The organism is Winogradskyella wichelsiae (assembly GCF_013403925.1).
In the GTDB taxonomy this organism is placed as follows: domain Bacteria; phylum Bacteroidota; class Bacteroidia; order Flavobacteriales; family Flavobacteriaceae; genus Winogradskyella; species Winogradskyella wichelsiae.
In genome coordinates this window covers 1-17,020 of the sequence record NZ_JABFDJ010000009.1, presented here as the reverse complement: position 1 = coordinate 17,020, position 17,020 = coordinate 1, and the positions used below count along the sequence as shown (strand labels likewise).

The window sequence follows — 17,020 nt, the reverse complement described above, 5'->3', positions numbered from 1 at the left end:
ATATAAATAACGGACACCATATTCAATTTGAACTTAATTTAATTTGAACTTAATTCAATTTGAACTTAAAAATTATAAATTTAAAAGTAGTGTTAGCTAAATAAATTAAAAATGAAAAGAAGAGTCTGGATGATGTCAAAAAAAAGAATAATGATCTTATCTCAGATATAAATTAAGGATGACATCCATTTCAAATTAAAACAAAGATTGAATATGAAATCAACCTCAGTAAGAAGTAGAATCGTTAATTTGAGCTCTTTTTAAGTCGCTCTAAATACGGAAAAGAAAACTATCCTTACTTAAATTTTGCTTGTGATTTTTCCAATTCAGTTGAAGAATTTGTTCCAGGTTTTTTTTTAGTAAATTAAAGCAATTTGGCTTGTTTACGTACAGATTTGCACCACTTAAAAAAGAATCATTAATATCTTTATCTGCCAGAGATGTAGAATACATCGCTATAGGTATATCCTTTAATCTAGGATGATTACGAATATCGATTAAACTTTGCAATCCATTTTTTATGGGCATATTGAGGTCGAGAAATATCATATCAGGAAGTATAATCTCAGGTTGAAAAAGATAATCCATCAATTTTTGTCCTTGTTCAAAAAGCAACAAATTAGTTTTTATGGATATTTCATCCAATGCCTCACTAAAGAGTAATCTATCATCTTCATCATCATCTGTTAATATTATATGGACCAAATCAGCACTCATATGTATACCATAGTTTAGCGAGTGTAAAAGTAAGCTTTTTTTTATAATTGATTTCGAGATTGAAATTATTAAAAGCAACAATTCATTTTTTTCTTCAAAAAATAATAGACTTTATTTTTTTAAATTAGCTCAATGAAAAAAGACAAAGGCAATGTATCAAATGAAATAAAGATATTCTTAGCAGATAATGATGAGAAAGATGATCTTTTTTTTAAAGAGACCTTGCATCAGTTACCGCTAACAACACAACTTAGGTCCGTATATGACGATGACGAACTTATGCTTTTATTAAAATCTTTTTGGTCAGGCAAACAAGCAGATACTAACCCCTTTCCAAATATTATTTTTCTTGATTTAAACATGCTTCCAAAATCTGAGTTGAAAGGTTTAGCTGAAATTAAAGCGATTAATACCTTAAAAAATAACCCCATAGCAATAATATCGTCAGCACTAGATACGGAGACTGTTGCTATGTTATATGATTCTAAAGCTAATTACAATATTCAAAAACCAGGTAACTTTTTAATATTAAAAAAAAAGTAAATTTTCAGACGATTGGCCAAACATGCACTCATAATTTAAAAAAGACCATAAGAGATACTTTTAGTCTCCAACCTTATAATTACTAATAGAATGAATCACGAGAATACATCACACGACTTCTTAAAAGAAGGAGGCGAAATGGGAAAGCTTATTAGAGCAAAAGATTGGAGCAAAACAGCTTTGGGAGATCTCAAGGATTGGCCAGCAAGTTTGAAAACCATGGTTTCCATGATGTTGGAAAACCCGATTGGAATGTATATCGCTTGGGGTAAAGACTATACACAAATATACAACGATGGTTACCGACCTATATTAGGAACTACCAAACACCCTGATGCTTTAGGAATAAGTACAAGAGCTACGTTTTCTGAAATTTGGCATACGATAGAACCCATGTTAGATGGGGCAATGGATGGAACCCCTTCTAGATTTTTCAATGTGATGCTTCCGCTCAACCGAAACGGTTTTATAGAAGAACGTTTCTTTGATTTTGCACACAGCCCAATACGTACTAAAAACGGCAACGTTGGAGGCGTTTTGGTGACAGTTATTGAAACAACCAGTAAAAAGAGAGCGGAAGATAAACTTAAAGAAAAAACAAAACAACTTCAATTTGCTATTGAAGCCACCGATCTGGCGACATGGTCAATAGACCCTATAACGAAAGAAATTACAGGAAATGATAGACTGAAAGAATGGCATGGGTTAGCTCCAGAAGCTGAGTTTAATTTAGAAACGGGTTATAACCTAGCAATTGAAGAAGATCGAGAATCTTTAATAAATGCCATAGAAGCAGCTATGGAGTTTTCATCAGGAGGGAAATTTGATCACCAATATAGTATGATCAACCCCATAACCAAACAATTACGAGTTGTTAGAGCCAAAGGAAAAGTAATCTACACCCCAGATAAAGAACCGATAACATTTACAGGAACGTTACAAAACATTACTGAAGAAGTGATGGCTCGCAGCAAAAAAGAAGAAAACGAACGAAACCTGCGATTGATGATTCTACAGGCACCCATTGCCATTGCTATTTTTCGTGGACCTAATTACTTGGTTGAAATTGCAAATACCAAGGCTTTGGAACTGTGGGGAAGAACAGAATCTGAAATTTTAAATAAAGACTTGTTTACAGCGATGCCTGAACTTAAATCGCAAGGAATAATGGAGTTTCTTGATGGCGTTAGAACCACTGGTCAAAGATTTAACATCAATGAACTGCCTGTTGAATTAATGAGAAATGGAAAATTGGAAACAGTTTATATTAGTTTTTCTTACGAAGCATTATATGACGGAGATGGAAACATAAATGGAGTTATGGCTATAGGAGTGGATGTAACCACCCATATATTGTCCCGCAAAAAGATTGAAGAAAGTGAACAAAGTGTTAGGACATTAGTGGAAAATACTCCGTTTCCTATTGGTGTTTATATTGGTAAAGAACTCCGTATTGCTTTTGCTAATCAATCTATAATGGATGCTTGGGGAAAAGGCAACGATGTCGTAGGAAAATTATATACCGATGTTCTTCCGGAATTTGAGAGTCAACATATTTTTGAGCAACTACAAGAGGTTATTAATACAGGGGTGCCCTTTCACGTAAAAAATAAGCGTATTGATTTGGATACAAATGGCGTTTTAAAATCCTACTATTATAATTATAGCTTCACGCCTTTATTTGATGCCAACGCAAAAGTATATGGGGTTATGAATACGGCAGCAGAGGTAACAGAACTTAACCTTGCTAAACTGAAAGTAGAAGAAAGTGAAAAACGATTTCGAAATTCTGTAGAACAGGCGCCTTTAGGTATTGCTATTTTTAGAGGTTCGGATTTTAAAATTGAAATGGCCAATGAAAACTATTTATTACTTGTAGATAAAAAAGCGAAAGAATTTATCGGCAAACCGCTTTTCGAATCCTTACCCGAAGTTGAAGATACAGTAGCTCCTTTATTTGCAGAGGTGATAAGTTCGGGAAAGCCCTTTTATTCTCCAGAATTACCTGTTTTATTACAACGTAATGAGGAATTAGAACAAGCCTATTTTAACTTAGTCTATCACCCCTTAAAAGAAGAAAACGGTGAAATCTCAGCAATTATGGTGGTCGCAACAGAAGTCACAGCAACCGTAAAAGCCAAACATTTACTTGAAGAAAGTGAAAGGCATTTTAGAAATATGGTCATGCAATCCCCTATTCCTATGACTATTTTAAAGGGTAAAGATCATTGCATTGAATCGGCTAACGTGGCCATGTTCAAAACCATATGGCGCAAAAAAGAAAAGGATGTTATTGGAAAATCCATTTTAGATGTTTTTCCTGAATTGAAAGCTCAAAAGTATCCAGAGCTATTAAACAGGGTTTATAATTTAGGGATATCGCACACCGAAAAAGAATCAGTCGCTTTAGTAAAAGGGGATGACGGTATGAAAAAGTTTTATCTCGATTTTGAATACCAAGCGTTGCTAGAACCTCATGGAGGAACATATGGTATTATGATTACTGTAAACGACATAACCGATAAAGTGGAAGCGCGCCAAAAAGTGGAAGAAGCAGAAGCACGATCACGTTTGGCAGCCGAAGCGACCAATCTGGCAACATGGGAATTAGATTTAAATACGCGTAATATAATCCATTCACCGAGATTAGCTGTTATTTTCGGACATGACAAATCTACCATACTCACACACCAACAAATGCGAGATCAGGCACATCCAGAAGATTTACATGCTGTCATCGAAAAGGCGTTTGAAGAGGCCTTAATTACAGGAGTTTATAGTTACGAGGCCCGACTAATAAAACCGGACGAGACCTTCTGCTGGATTAGAACTCAGGGAAAAGTGTTTTATGACGATCAGAAAAGACCTATTAAAACATTTGGAACATTACGTGATATTACTAAAGAAAAACAGCAACAGCAAAAACTCAGTGAAAGTGAACTTAAATTTAGATTACTCGCAGATTCCATGCCGCAACACATATGGACTGCTGACACCAAAGGCGAGATAAATTATTTTAATCAGTCGGTATATGACTATTCGGGCTTGACAGCAGAACAAATTAATACTAATTGGTTACAAATTGTTCATCCCGATGATAGAGAAGAGAACATTAATACATGGTTAAATTCGATTAACTCAGGTAATGACTTTCTAATTGAGCACCGTTTCAGAAGATATGATGGAGAGTATAGATGGCAGTTAAGCCGTGCCATACCTCAAAAAAATGACGCAGGTGAAATAAAAATGTGGGTGGGTACGAGTACAGATATCCAATCTCAAAAAATGTTTACAAATGAACTAGAAGATCAAGTTTTTCAAAGAACGAAGGAGCTTAACGAGAAAAATACAGCCTTAGAAAAAATGAATAAAGAGCTACAATCCTTCGCCTATATTTCGAGCCATGATTTACAAGAACCGCTTCGTAAAATTCAGATCCTAGCCTCTCAGATCATGGACAGAGAAGAACAAAACCTCTCAGACAATGTCAAAGATAAATTTCATCGGATGCAAAAATCAGCGCATAGAATGCAAACGCTGATTCAAGATTTACTGTTGTATTCTCGCACAGACAGTAAAGATCGTAAATTCGAGAAGGTAAACATAAAATCTATTATTGAAGATATCGAAGATGATTTAAAAGAAGATCTGAGACTTAAAAATGCCACATTTAATCTGGGGCCAATGTGTGAGATAAATGTGATTCAGTTTCAGTTCAGGCAGTTAATTTTGAACATCGTAAGTAATGCGCTTAAGTTTTCTAAAAAAGATACACCCCCACAAATAAGGATCTCCTGTGAAATTGTAAAAGCAAAAAAACTAAAAATGGAAAAGAGATTGCCGAGAAAAAAATATTGCCATATTATTTTTTCAGACAATGGTATTGGTTTCGATCCCGAATACAGTAATAAAATTTTTGAAGTGTTTCAACGTTTGCACGGTAAAGACCAATATAGTGGTACTGGTATAGGGCTGGCAATTGTTAAAAAAATTGTAGATAATCATAAGGGTACCATCTCCGCCACTGGTGTCTTAGGGAAAGGAGCCAGATTTGATATTTATATACCTGTCTAAAACGATGCCTATAAAGTTTTTCAACACCTATTAAGTGAGATAATGGGCTTCAAAAATTAAAAAACACAGGTATTTTCTAATGTAACGGATTGAGTTAATAAAACACATCATATGCATTAATTCGGTGATTTAATTCCATTTAGATTTGTGATGTTACCTACTGTAGGCCTAGGTCATATGTGGAGGTCCTATTAATTTAAAAGCATAAATTATGATAAGAAGTATTCTTTGGCTAGTAGCAGTGATATGTATTGTGGTTTGGATGTTAGGGTTCTTTGGTTTTATCGCAACATTAGCAATCGGGAGCTTCATACATGTTTTTCTAGTGATTGCAGTAATAGTCATTTTATATAACGTTATAGCGAGAAAACGACCTTAAAATTAAGAGCTATGTTTCCAGAGCAATTATTAATTTATTTAGCCGATGATGATGAAACTGACCGTATGTTATTTCAAGAGGCATTTAATAACATCATTTCAGATATCGAAGTCCTTTGTTTTGATAATGGAGTTACCTTGATGGACAATCTTCTAAATGAAACGAAACCACTACCTCAAGCTATATATTTAGATTTAAACATGCCCTTAATGAATGGTATAGAGTGCTTAAATGATATCAAAAATGAAGTAAAACTTCAAGACATTCCAATTTTCATTTATTCCAGTATGATTGATATTTCTGTTATTGACGAATTGCAGAAGTATGGAGCAAATCTCTATTTAGTGAAACCTAATTCTTTCAATAAACTAGTGTCAATACTATGCAAAAGCCTGGACTATTTAGCGTCTCATTTTAATAATGAAATCGTGAACGAAGAATTTATTGTAGATAATTGATTAAATACAGCCTAACCTTTCAAATCGAATGCAGAGAAAAATGACAGTTTAAAAAACGGTTATATCACTAAATTAAAACAGAGGAAGGCTCGTTTCTTATCAAATTTAGTCAACTTAGTAATCCATGGAATTTTTTTTAGAAATAGAATTAACTTTGGGACTCATGACTTTAAAGATTTAAAACACTTGCTATGACCTGCTTAATTTGTGGGATATGAGTAATAAATGTTATGACCCATAGAGTTGGTATTCATTACCACCCATACTTAAAAACACATACCAAATTTAAATGATTGAAAAAATGAAATCCTAGTAATTTTGTTCTATTTTAAACGGACAGACCTTCATTAAGCTAATACCTTAAGCCAATTATGTAGAAGATTAAATGCTTTTACTTATATAAATCTCCAGTAAAAGGCACTCCACCACTCTACTTTAAATTTATAAGGCTATTCCCTATTTCAACCATCATATATGCACGTCCTTGTTTATGTTTTTAATTACAAAACTACTATACCCCTTCACAAACACACTTAAACCTTATCTTTACTGGAATAAAACACAATATAACCGTGCTACAACGACGCTATAAGCACTACATAACCACGCTATAACCTGTACTTTATATTTCCTGAATCTAAATATAGATTAATGTTTGAATAGAAACACTTAATTAATGGTTGACTTGTCCATATAATTTGCAGTAAGCAAATTTTCTATAAATATATTAATACAAGTTTACCAACCTACTGGTAATTTTTATAGATGAACCGACAACAAACTTAAAGGCTATGAAATAAAAAAGGTCATCCTATAATTAAACATCTAACCCCGCTTATGGCGGACATAAACTATTTTAAAAATCTCTAATGCCAGGTTTTTAAATTATTCTGACTCGCTTCATACATTACTCACGAATGAAAAAAAGTTTTCAATAGAATCAAAATTATGTGAAATCAATTTTTTCTTTAAACGCATTTTACTTACCCTCACACTCTGGGGAGAAATTCCTAATACCCCCCCCATTTCAGTACTTGTGATTTTTAATTTTAATAAAACCATTAGACGAATTTCTCCTTCAGTAAATTGAATTTTATTTTCATTTATATAAGCAAAAAAAACAGGGTAAATAGTTTGGAATTTTTCTTTAAATATGATCCAATCTTGAGATGTTAATATTTTTTTTTTGGATAATTTTTTTATTTCTATATTTTTTTTGGATACTCTCGAATTACTATTATTAATAACATTTTGGAGGTTTGATATGACCTCACTTTTTTTTGTTAAATCTAATATGTAAGACTTTAGTTCTTGCTCTTTTATGTCTAGTATTTCGTTTGAAGCTTTTAATTTTAAAGTAACTTCCTTATTTTTTAATTCTATCTTGGATGTATATTTCAAAATGAATAATAGGCCCAATAAGAGGACTATATATAGAGAGATACTAATAATTATAATTCTATTTTGAATAAGTTCTTTATTTTTTTCAAGGTTATGTATTTTTAAATCTTTGATTTCAGCAGACATTTCAGCTTGAGAATTGGCTAAAATTTTAGATTGATTTGTTATAAGTATCTTATTGTTTAAGTCATTAAATTTTTTAAAATAAAAAATTGCAGAATCCAATCTATTTAATCGCTCGTATATTTCCGACATTTTGTGATATGCATCCTTTACTCTTACATCACTATCTATTTCTTTAGCTATTTTTAGACTTAGATACCCATATCTTAAAGCATCATTCTCATTGTTTTTTTTTGCATAAATGTCTGCTAAATTATAAAAGGTTGCTGCTAAGCCATCTTTATATTTTTGTTTTTCATAGCTGCTAATTGCTTTAAAATAATTCTGTTCAGCTTCATTTATTTGTCCTTGATTCTTATATATTTGCCCATGATTATTATATGAAATACCAAGTTCTCTATAAAGTTTATTCTTATTAAAGATGTCGATTGCCTTTTCATTAAATAAAAGAGCTTTGGTATATTGCCCTTGTTCTTTTAGTATTAACGCTTGGTTGGTATAAGTTAATCCTAATAATTTATGCAAGCTTAATTCATTTGCTAATTTAGAAGATTCTGAATAAGCCTCCATAGCATCCTTATTATTTTCCAAACGCCAATAAATGAGCCCAAGGATATTAAGAGTGTTAGCAAACTCGATTCGATTTTTTTCAAGTAAAGCTCTTCTATAAGCACATTTCCCAATAGATAACGCTAATTCGTAATTCCTTAGTTCCCATTCATCTATTGCCAAATTATTAATTACACCAACATCGTAACCAATATACTTTTGACAATCGTCCTCATTTTTTTCTTGAAATTCTAATTTGGTGTCATCCTCTTTAATAAGTGAAAAAAAGGCACGATCTCCTTCATTGTTTAGTATTATAAAAATGATTACTGGAAATAGAACAAATAGTCCTATTATGATTATTTTAATTCTATTATTGTGTAACATTTTTAAATATTAGTATGCTCTAAACTATGAAATATTATTTCACAATCATTTTTCTGGTAAAGCTAAAGGTATCAGTTTCCATACTATAAAAATACAATCCAGTTTGAAGATTTGAAATATTTAAATCCAAAACATTGTTGCCAATTGGGTAAAATTGATCATCAATAGTCATTATTCTTCTACCCTGGTAATCATAAATTTTAAAATTTACATTACTGCTATATGTTAAATAAAAAGGAATTGAGGTATTAGTATTCCCTGGATTAGGGTAATTTTGTCCCAGCCAATTATGCTTAATATCTGGAGATGTCACTTCATCAATACCTAAAACCTCATGTTGCGTTTCGAAGAAATACAATCCTTCAAACACATTCATTTCATGCGATACACTACCACCAATTAATAAGCGACCATCATTCAACGGATTTAAGCTAATAGGCTGATATGATGACAACTCGAGGCCCACAAAAAATTCCTCTGAACTATTGCCAAACTCATCTAATAAAAAAAGACTTGCAACTGTAAATGCACTTGGAGAATAAAAATTTCTATTAGGGTATGTCGTATCAGACGCTTGATTAAGAATATAAACGTTGTCTGAATCATCCACATACATATCTCTGTAAAAACGATTGACTTCTGAATTTGCAGACCACACTTGATTACCATCATTATCAAAATTTACTATAGCAATACGATTACTTCCTTCAGGTGATAAACTATAACCAGATATTATAACATTACCAGAAGCTAATTGCTTTATTGTGTAAGGGCTAATTGACCGATCTGTTTCAGTATAAGAAGATAGCCATTGATTTAAACCATCAGAATTAAACTTTAGTACTATGGCTTCTCTTAAAAATGTACTACCAACACTATATCCTGTAACATAAATATCATCGGTGTCATTTAATAAAACTTCTATACCAGATGAATTATGATTATCAATAGACATAGGAGAAAGCCATTGAAATGAACCATCATTGGAAAGTTTCATTAAAACCAAGTTAATATTTTGATTAAACCAATCACCTTCACCGATATGACCTGTTACATATATGTTGCCATTTGTATCTACTTTACCCGAATTTAACGCATATATATTATCATTTATTTCTGATGATTCGTGAAATGTTGTCCATTCTTCATTACCAGATGATGAAAATTTAGAAATTGTAAATATTTTGTTTGAATCTGTCTGCTCTTGTAAAGAAGTTCCGGCTAAAAATATATTATCAGAATCATCCAAAAACAACTGATATAAATTAGGGTTGAAATATTCTTTTTCTGTTTCCCATAATAAATTACCCTGTGGGTCATATTTTTTAAGTCGAATAGATTGATCTTCGTAGCCATTTGGCACTAAGTACACAATTATGTTGTCAGATGTATCAACATTTATTATAATACCGTTACTTGGATTTCCATTATCTTGATTATAGTTTTTTTGCCATTCAACTTGACCCAGATCGTTATATTTAACTATTTGGAAGTTTTCTAAATATTCATTATTTACTATTGTGCCGTATTGTCCAGCCACATATACGTTATTGTTGCTATCATTAACAGATGAAAGCATTGTCATTTTAGTAGAAGTACTTGCAAATATCTCTGACCATTCTGTAGTATTGGCATCTAAAGGTAATTTATCAATTTCAAATACATCTCCATTATTTGAATAAAAAGACCTTGATACTATTTTTGCATTATCAATATTTACATCAATATTAATTAAATTTACAAAACCTCCGAAAGGTGAGAACGGAATTATATAGTTTGTTTCTCCAATTAAATCACCAGTTTCATTAAGCTTGTAAATATCTATTCTTTGTTCAAAAGTTGTTTGATCCATACCAAATGAGGAAATGAAAATTTCTGAATCTGAAATAAATTCGAAATAAATATTTTGCGGATTTACAATGGCGTCTGATGTGTAATCCCAATTATTCACACCATTTTCATCATAGGAAACTAGCACTACACCATCTTCAGAAAAACCTCCAGAATGTATTCCAGAAACAAATATATTATCATCTGAATTAGCATAAATTTGATAGGCATCAGTTAAATCTCCATCATATTCAAAGGTTTCTGCCCAAACAAGATCACCATTTAAATCGTATTTTATGGTCCCCATTTTATTATTAGATGTATTGAAAGTCCCTGTAACATAACTATTTCCGTTGGCGTCAATGGTATTACCGCGAGCAATAGAATTAGTTAGGGCACCTTGATCATTATATATATATAAATTACGCCAATTTTCAATACCCATAGAATTATAACTAATTGAATAATAACCTTGCATAAGATTGGAATCATATCCAAATCCTGAAATTAGAATGTTATTATTAGAGTCTATAGAGATATCTAGAGGCTCATTCCATGTATTGGGTGTGTAATTAGCATCTGCAGCTGTCCATAATAGAGCACCATTATTATTATATTTTAAAGTTAAAAAACTCATACCTTGGCCAGTGTAACTGACTCCTGTCACAACTATATTTTGTGCATTATCTAAACTTATTGCAGTCGGGGTATCCAATCCGTTAGCTATTCCGTTAAAAGTATGTTGCCAAATTATATTTCCGTTGGAAGCATCATATTTTATAGTTTTTATATCCATATTGTCGCCATTCCAATTTACGCCACTTACAATTGGGTTTCCTAATGCATCTAATGCGATTACAGTTCCAAATTCTACACTATATAAATCGGTTTCTTCCCTTGCTTCCCAAAGGATATTACCATTGTCGTCTACTTTAATTGTAACAAAATCACCTTTCGGATTATCTGGATTAGAAGTAGTACCTGTGATATATACATTTGATTCATCATTTATGCTTGCAAATGGGATATTGACTCCGTTATTGGTATTAGAAAAGTATGCATAATCAGAATCTGTCATCACATTATTTACGTTGACATTAGAACGTTGTGAATTATTTATATTTGATACTTTTGAAAGAATACCTTCTGTCATGGATGTTTCCATTCCGAAGTAATTTTTAGTCTGAACTTCTTGTGCAATTGAAGAATAACTAATAAAGTATAGAAGGAAGCAAAGTAATTTATAATACATCATATATTGTTTTGTTTCTAACAATTATAGCAATTTCGGTTACGTAATGAGTAAAATCTATGTATACATTAGTGTTGACATTGATGTTTTTTTTAATTCATTAAAAAGTTGACATCTAGAATAATTATGATACTCTAAAAGAGCCTGGCATAGAGTTTAAGCTATAAGCATATTACAATTAGATACAACATTCCAACCACAGTTGCACTAAATACAATATGCTCCCCCAACAAGCTGAAAGTAAAATGAAAACTTAGTAAGTGGTGGCGGATGGTCGCGTAGAGGGAACATAAGTTTCCCTACTACACCAAATAATACTGCTGTAAAACGAAAGATTAAAGCATATAATTATTTGTAATCAATGAGAATAATGGTTCTAAAAACAAAGTACCCATATAAAACACCATACCAATCGTATCGTTCAAACACCATTCAATCTATATTCCAAAATCAGATTTTCTTATAATACAAGTACGATTCACCAATTGTTGTAAACGTTTGGGTTCACTAAAATTAACATTAGAAGCAGCGAAACTACATACGGAAAACCAATCATAAGTCCTAGAGCCATAGGATTAATGAGTGAAAATTTTAGTACAGTCAAAGCGTTAATTTTTAGTTTAATTCTAAGGGGTGGATTAAAAAAAAATCGAAAATTAATCATGACTGCTAACACAAGCTGATTTAGCTTAATCAATTGTTTTATAAATTTTTAAAATCCTATAAAGTTTAGAACATTTCAATCTTTAGCGTTAAAAAATGTTCGCTTTAGGCTAAAGCACGATATAAATAGACTGTAATTTAGTAGAGCTCATTTAAATATAATTACCATTAGTATGTTAAGAGCACTTACTTAAAAGATGCGTATTTTAATTAGACAGATGAAGATTTTTTATGAGTTAAATTCAGAATGTAGAATCAATTATAAGAACACAATATTATGCCCAACACAGAGATGTCTTTAAATAGTATGCCAACAGTAAAACAGCTCATTCCAAAGTTAGAATCTGGTGCAAAAACTGTTACTAAATTACCCCATGGTGGCTTTCTGTTTTTGGAACACGATGTACCCTCATTACTTATTTACCGAAAAAAAGAAAACGATTCTGGTACCGATAGATTAATACGCGCAGGAGCATCTTACCTTGTTGTAGGCACAGCATCTTTTCAATACTACAAAACCTTTATAGAAGATCTTACCACATTAATGTCGAATAATTTTGGATCGTTTATCTTATTGGAAATATTTACAGGGTCAACGGGAAGCGAAACGTTTAAAGTAAGAGGACCATCACATAAATTACCAGTTTCATTACAGGTTTTAAAAGATGAATTACTTAAAATTAAATCTAGACAGTTTAACGTAAATTTAGATGTATGTGTCGAGCAAACAAAAATGCGCCAAATTGTAAGCGAAAAGCCGTTACTCGAGATTTCTCATATTAAACAACGCGGAGCCACACTTATAGGTTTAGAAGTTCCTCCTGTATTTCGAGACGAACAAGGGCACATGTATCCTTTGTACTTTAGAGACTTTCAAGAACAATTTATCAAAGCCATACAACGTGCTGTATTCGAATTTATTAGAGTACAAACCACCTCTAATCTTACCAATTATCATGCGCTAGGGAAACGTTCCATACATGAGGAGGTGTTTAAAATAGACAAACAACTTACCGAGATCGAAAATAGTTACCAATTTTTATTATTGGTGGCACCAGTTAATATCCAAGCGCTACGCCAACAGTTTTTCGATTCTCATTTTAAAAAATTAGACCGGTATCATTACCGATTGCTCCCAGTAGATCCAGATATTTTAAAACGAAAATTATATAATTTACGTATCGATGAAATAGATGATCCTGCACTTTCATTTTTATTCGATGAAAAACGAGCAGAAATTGATCAAGAGCTTACCATGCTTAAAGAACGTGACACAAAAAACTTTTTTTACAGTAGTATTCGCTTGTATAATGGATTGGATAAAGCTTTAATTACAGAAGCCGAATTGATCCTCCAGAACATACCCGAAAATCATGAAGAAGGTCAACGTGCGGTAATAGACACGTCCGAATTTGGTGACTTAGCAAAACAAGAGTTTGATTATTTTAAAGAGCAAGATCCCCATTTTAATTCTAAAATTCATATTCGAGACGATGTGAATATCATGATGGTTTCTAAGGGGGAATTGTATTTACCTTCAGATTATACCATGAGTAAAAACGATGCTAAAGCACTTATACAACATGAAATCGGGACTCATGCCCTAACCTATTACAACGGGACTCAACAACCGTTAACACAAATGGCTTCTGGCCTTGCTAATTACGATGCCTTGCAGGAAGGAATAGCTGTGTTAAGTGAGTATTTATCGGGCGGATTGTCTGGTAACCGGTTACGAATTTTAGCAGGACGTGTAGTGGCTGGTGCAGCCTTAATAAACGGAGCCGAATTTCACGAAATGTTTTTCAAACTGTATTCTCAATACGATTTTACAAAAGAGCGTGCTTTTAATATTACCTCAAGAATGTTTCAAGGCGGTGGCTTTCTTAAAGATATTATTTATCTAGAAGGCCTAGTACGTCTGCGTAATTTCTTAAAGGAAGGTGGCGAATTAGTGCCTCTGTTAAGTGGAAAATTTGCATTACATCACATCGATTTAATTCAGGATCTTAGAGATCGTGGTCTCATTTTACCTCCTAAAATAACCCCTAGATATTTAAACAATGAAGATTTCAACCTTAAAATAGATAAACTCAAGAAGGGCTTGCCCATCTCTAAAATGATATAATTATGAAAATTTGTTTTGTTATTAGTGCTATAGAAACTGAAGCCATTGGGACTTCGGTTGTTATTATGAAAAAAGCGTACGAGAGAGGACATGCCTTATATGTTATGGGTGTTGGTGATTTTATATTTAAACAAGACACTCCAATGAGTCTGCGATGTACCCTTGTTAAAAAAAATTTAAAGTATAAAACTGTAGAAGAGTTTTGGACACAAGTACAGGAAGACGCCAATAAAAAAACGGTAATTACCAGTAAAGACCTAGACGTATTATTTTTAAGAAATAATCCAACAGAAGAAACAGACGACCGAAGGTGGGCAGAACATAGCGCCATTGCTTTTGCTCGTATGATTCAGCTAGAAGATGTATTGGTTTTAAACGATGCATTTGCCATGTCTCATGCCTATATAGATAAACTGTATTTTGAAGAATTACCACCAGAAATTAAACCCAACAGTTTAATAACTCGAGATATAAACGATTTACTTCAATTTTGGGAATCTGTAGGAAAACAGATGGTTTTAAAACCTTTAGAAGGGTCTGGCGGACAGAATGTATATCTTATTGGAAAAGATAAGAAAAATATACATCAGATTTTTGAAACCCTAATCAGTCAAGGATATGTAATTGCTCAAGAATTTTTACCAGAAGTGTCTAAAGGCGATGTACGTGTTATTCTTATGAATGGAAAAGTATTAGAAGAAGATGGAGAAAAAGCCGTAATCCGTCGTCTTAACAAAGATAAAGATGAATTTAGAAGTAATTTGGCTTTAGGTGCCACGGCTAAAAAAGCAAAATACACCAAGAAAATGCAACATATTGTAGAAGTCACTGCACCTAAGCTTATTAAAGATGGGTTGTTTTTTGTGGGCCTAGATATTGTTGATGATAAGCTTATAGAAATAAACGTTTTGAGTCCTGGCGGATTAGATTATTGCGAAGAAATTGGACTACCTGCCTTTACCACCACCGTTATTGAAGCGATTGAACGTAAAGTTGAATACAAAAAACGCTATAAAAATAAAATTTCCAATAAAGTTCTCGCGACCATGGATTAAGTTCTATAGTAATTAAATCATTTCAATAAAATTAAGCAACAATGGAAACCAATAGAATTGTAGGAAAATATACAAGTCATAAAAAAGGGCCGTTACTTATTGTAACGGCCGCCGTACACGGAAATGAACCTAGCGGAGTACAAGCTCTAGAAGCTGTATTTAAAAAATTACAGCATGAAAAACCTGTAATTAATGGTGCGTTTGTAGGTATTCTAGCCAATACAAATGCTTTAAACCGCGGAGTTAGATTTATAGACGAAGATCTTAATCGGACATGGACAGAAAAAAATTTAAAATATAACATTTCTGATACGAGTGAAAAACAAGAAATGTATCAGCTTATAAAAGTTATAGACGGGCTCTGTGAAACCGAGTATACCGATCATTATTTTATGGATTGCCATACCACCTCTTCAGATAGTTTGCCCTACATGTCTGTTCAAGATGTAGGCCAAAATTTAGAGTGGGCACAACACTTTCCACTTCATATTATTAAAGGGTTTTCGGATATTGTAGAAGGTACTATCGACGGATATTTTAGTAAGGTAGGAATTACCGGTTTTACCTTAGAAGCAGGTCAACACGACAGTGATACTAGTAAAATCTATCACAAAGGCATAATTTGGATGCTACTTGAAAAAGCATGCGATTTACAAGTAAAGGATTTAAAGCCAATTCCACCAGCGGTTGAGACTACAGTTAAAAGTACCGACAAGCAACGTACATTTAAAATTATTCATCGCTTTGGACTAAACCCAAAAGACGATTTTAAGATGCAGGCTGGCTTTGAGAATTTTCAGCCAATTCATAAAGGACAACATTTAGCAATTTTAAATGGTTCAGAAATTTATAGCACTTGGGATGCTTTTATTTTTATGCCCTTATACCAAGCCAAAGGAAACGACGGATTTTTTGTAATTGAAAGTATTCCAAAATAAACAGCTATAGGTAATAATAGGGCTACACACAAAACTAAAAATTATTCATAAAAATGAACTGTATGTACATAACTACAGCTTTGGTAAACTCTTCTTAAAAAATGAAACCTTTCCTAGCAATGAATTTCATTAAAATATGAAGTTAAATTATAAAGCTTAGAATAGTACTCTTAAACACTATTTTTAAATATCTGATTAGCAAAAACCACCACTCAACTTTAAATTTATAAGGCTATACCCTATTTCAACCCTCATATATGCACGTCCTTGTTTGTGTATTTAATTACAATATGACTACAACCTTTTACTAACACACTTCAACCTTATCTTTACTGGAGTAAAACACAATATAACCGTGCTACAACGACGCTATAAGCACTACATAACCACGCTATAACCTGTTTACAATAGTGTGCCATTGGGTGTTTGTCACTTTTTATCCATTAGAATCTTTGTAAGATTCATTGGTGGCGATTGAAAATTTTGCAACTTTCTTACCGTTTTCAAGGTTTGTAATTTCTGG

General features: G+C 32.5%; 10 protein-coding genes and 1 pseudogene. 7 read left to right on the top strand and 4 right to left on the bottom strand.

What is annotated here, in order from left to right; translation table 11 throughout:
* Window positions 1–270 precede the first annotated feature (270 nt).
* The gene (locus HM985_RS15645; RefSeq protein ID WP_179377157.1) at window positions 271–717 is read right to left on the bottom strand and encodes a response regulator; all 447 of its coding nucleotides are present in this window, start codon (window positions 715–717) and stop codon (window positions 271–273) included.
* Window positions 718–849: 132 nt separating this feature from the next.
* On the opposite strand from HM985_RS15645, the gene HM985_RS15640 reads away from it, so the two are divergent.
* The 4 genes from HM985_RS15640 to HM985_RS15625 all read left to right on the top strand — a co-directional run bounded on the left by HM985_RS15640 (window position 850) and on the right by HM985_RS15625 (window position 6,171).
* Complete coding sequence (locus HM985_RS15640) at window positions 850–1,260, top strand: response regulator (RefSeq protein WP_179377156.1); 411 nt, start codon at window positions 850–852, stop codon at window positions 1,258–1,260.
* 90 nt (window positions 1,261–1,350) lie between these two features.
* Window positions 1,351–5,334: a PAS domain S-box protein gene (locus tag HM985_RS15635; RefSeq protein ID WP_179377155.1), complete on the top strand. Its 3,984-nt coding sequence runs from the start codon at window positions 1,351–1,353 to the stop codon at window positions 5,332–5,334.
* Between the two features lie 211 nt (window positions 5,335–5,545).
* Entirely contained in the window at window positions 5,546–5,713 is a 168-nt protein-coding gene (locus HM985_RS15630) for a lmo0937 family membrane protein (protein ID WP_218843429.1), read from the top strand.
* Window positions 5,714–5,724: 11 nt separating this feature from the next.
* Window positions 5,725–6,171, top strand: a complete 447-nt coding sequence (locus tag HM985_RS15625; RefSeq protein ID WP_179377154.1) for a response regulator — start codon at window positions 5,725–5,727, stop codon at window positions 6,169–6,171.
* Between the two features lie 900 nt (window positions 6,172–7,071).
* Here the strand turns inward: HM985_RS15625 and HM985_RS15620 are convergent.
* On the bottom strand, window positions 7,072–8,631 hold the full coding sequence (locus HM985_RS15620; RefSeq protein ID WP_179377153.1) for a tetratricopeptide repeat protein: 1,560 nt from the start codon (window positions 8,629–8,631) through the stop codon (window positions 7,072–7,074).
* Window positions 8,632–8,665: 34 nt separating this feature from the next.
* On the bottom strand, window positions 8,666–11,716 hold the full coding sequence (locus tag HM985_RS15615; RefSeq protein ID WP_179377152.1) for a T9SS type A sorting domain-containing protein: 3,051 nt from the start codon (window positions 11,714–11,716) through the stop codon (window positions 8,666–8,668).
* A gap of 937 nt (window positions 11,717–12,653) precedes the next feature.
* On the opposite strand from HM985_RS15615, the gene HM985_RS15610 reads away from it, so the two are divergent.
* The 3 genes from HM985_RS15610 to HM985_RS15600 are packed head-to-tail and all read left to right on the top strand — an operon-like array spanning window position 12,654 to window position 16,497.
* Window positions 12,654–14,504: a flavohemoglobin expression-modulating QEGLA motif protein gene (locus HM985_RS15610; RefSeq protein WP_179377151.1), complete on the top strand. Its 1,851-nt coding sequence runs from the start codon at window positions 12,654–12,656 to the stop codon at window positions 14,502–14,504.
* A gap of 2 nt (window positions 14,505–14,506) precedes the next feature.
* On the top strand, window positions 14,507–15,559 hold the full coding sequence (locus tag HM985_RS15605) for an ATP-grasp domain-containing protein (RefSeq protein ID WP_179377150.1): 1,053 nt from the start codon (window positions 14,507–14,509) through the stop codon (window positions 15,557–15,559).
* Between the two features lie 41 nt (window positions 15,560–15,600).
* Complete coding sequence (locus HM985_RS15600) at window positions 15,601–16,497, top strand: M14 family metallopeptidase (RefSeq protein ID WP_179377149.1); 897 nt, start codon at window positions 15,601–15,603, stop codon at window positions 16,495–16,497.
* A 439-nt stretch (window positions 16,498–16,936) separates the two neighbouring features.
* Here HM985_RS15600 and HM985_RS15595 read toward each other — a convergent pair.
* Window positions 16,937–17,020, bottom strand: a pseudogene (locus HM985_RS15595) (single-stranded DNA-binding protein); the annotation flags it as partial.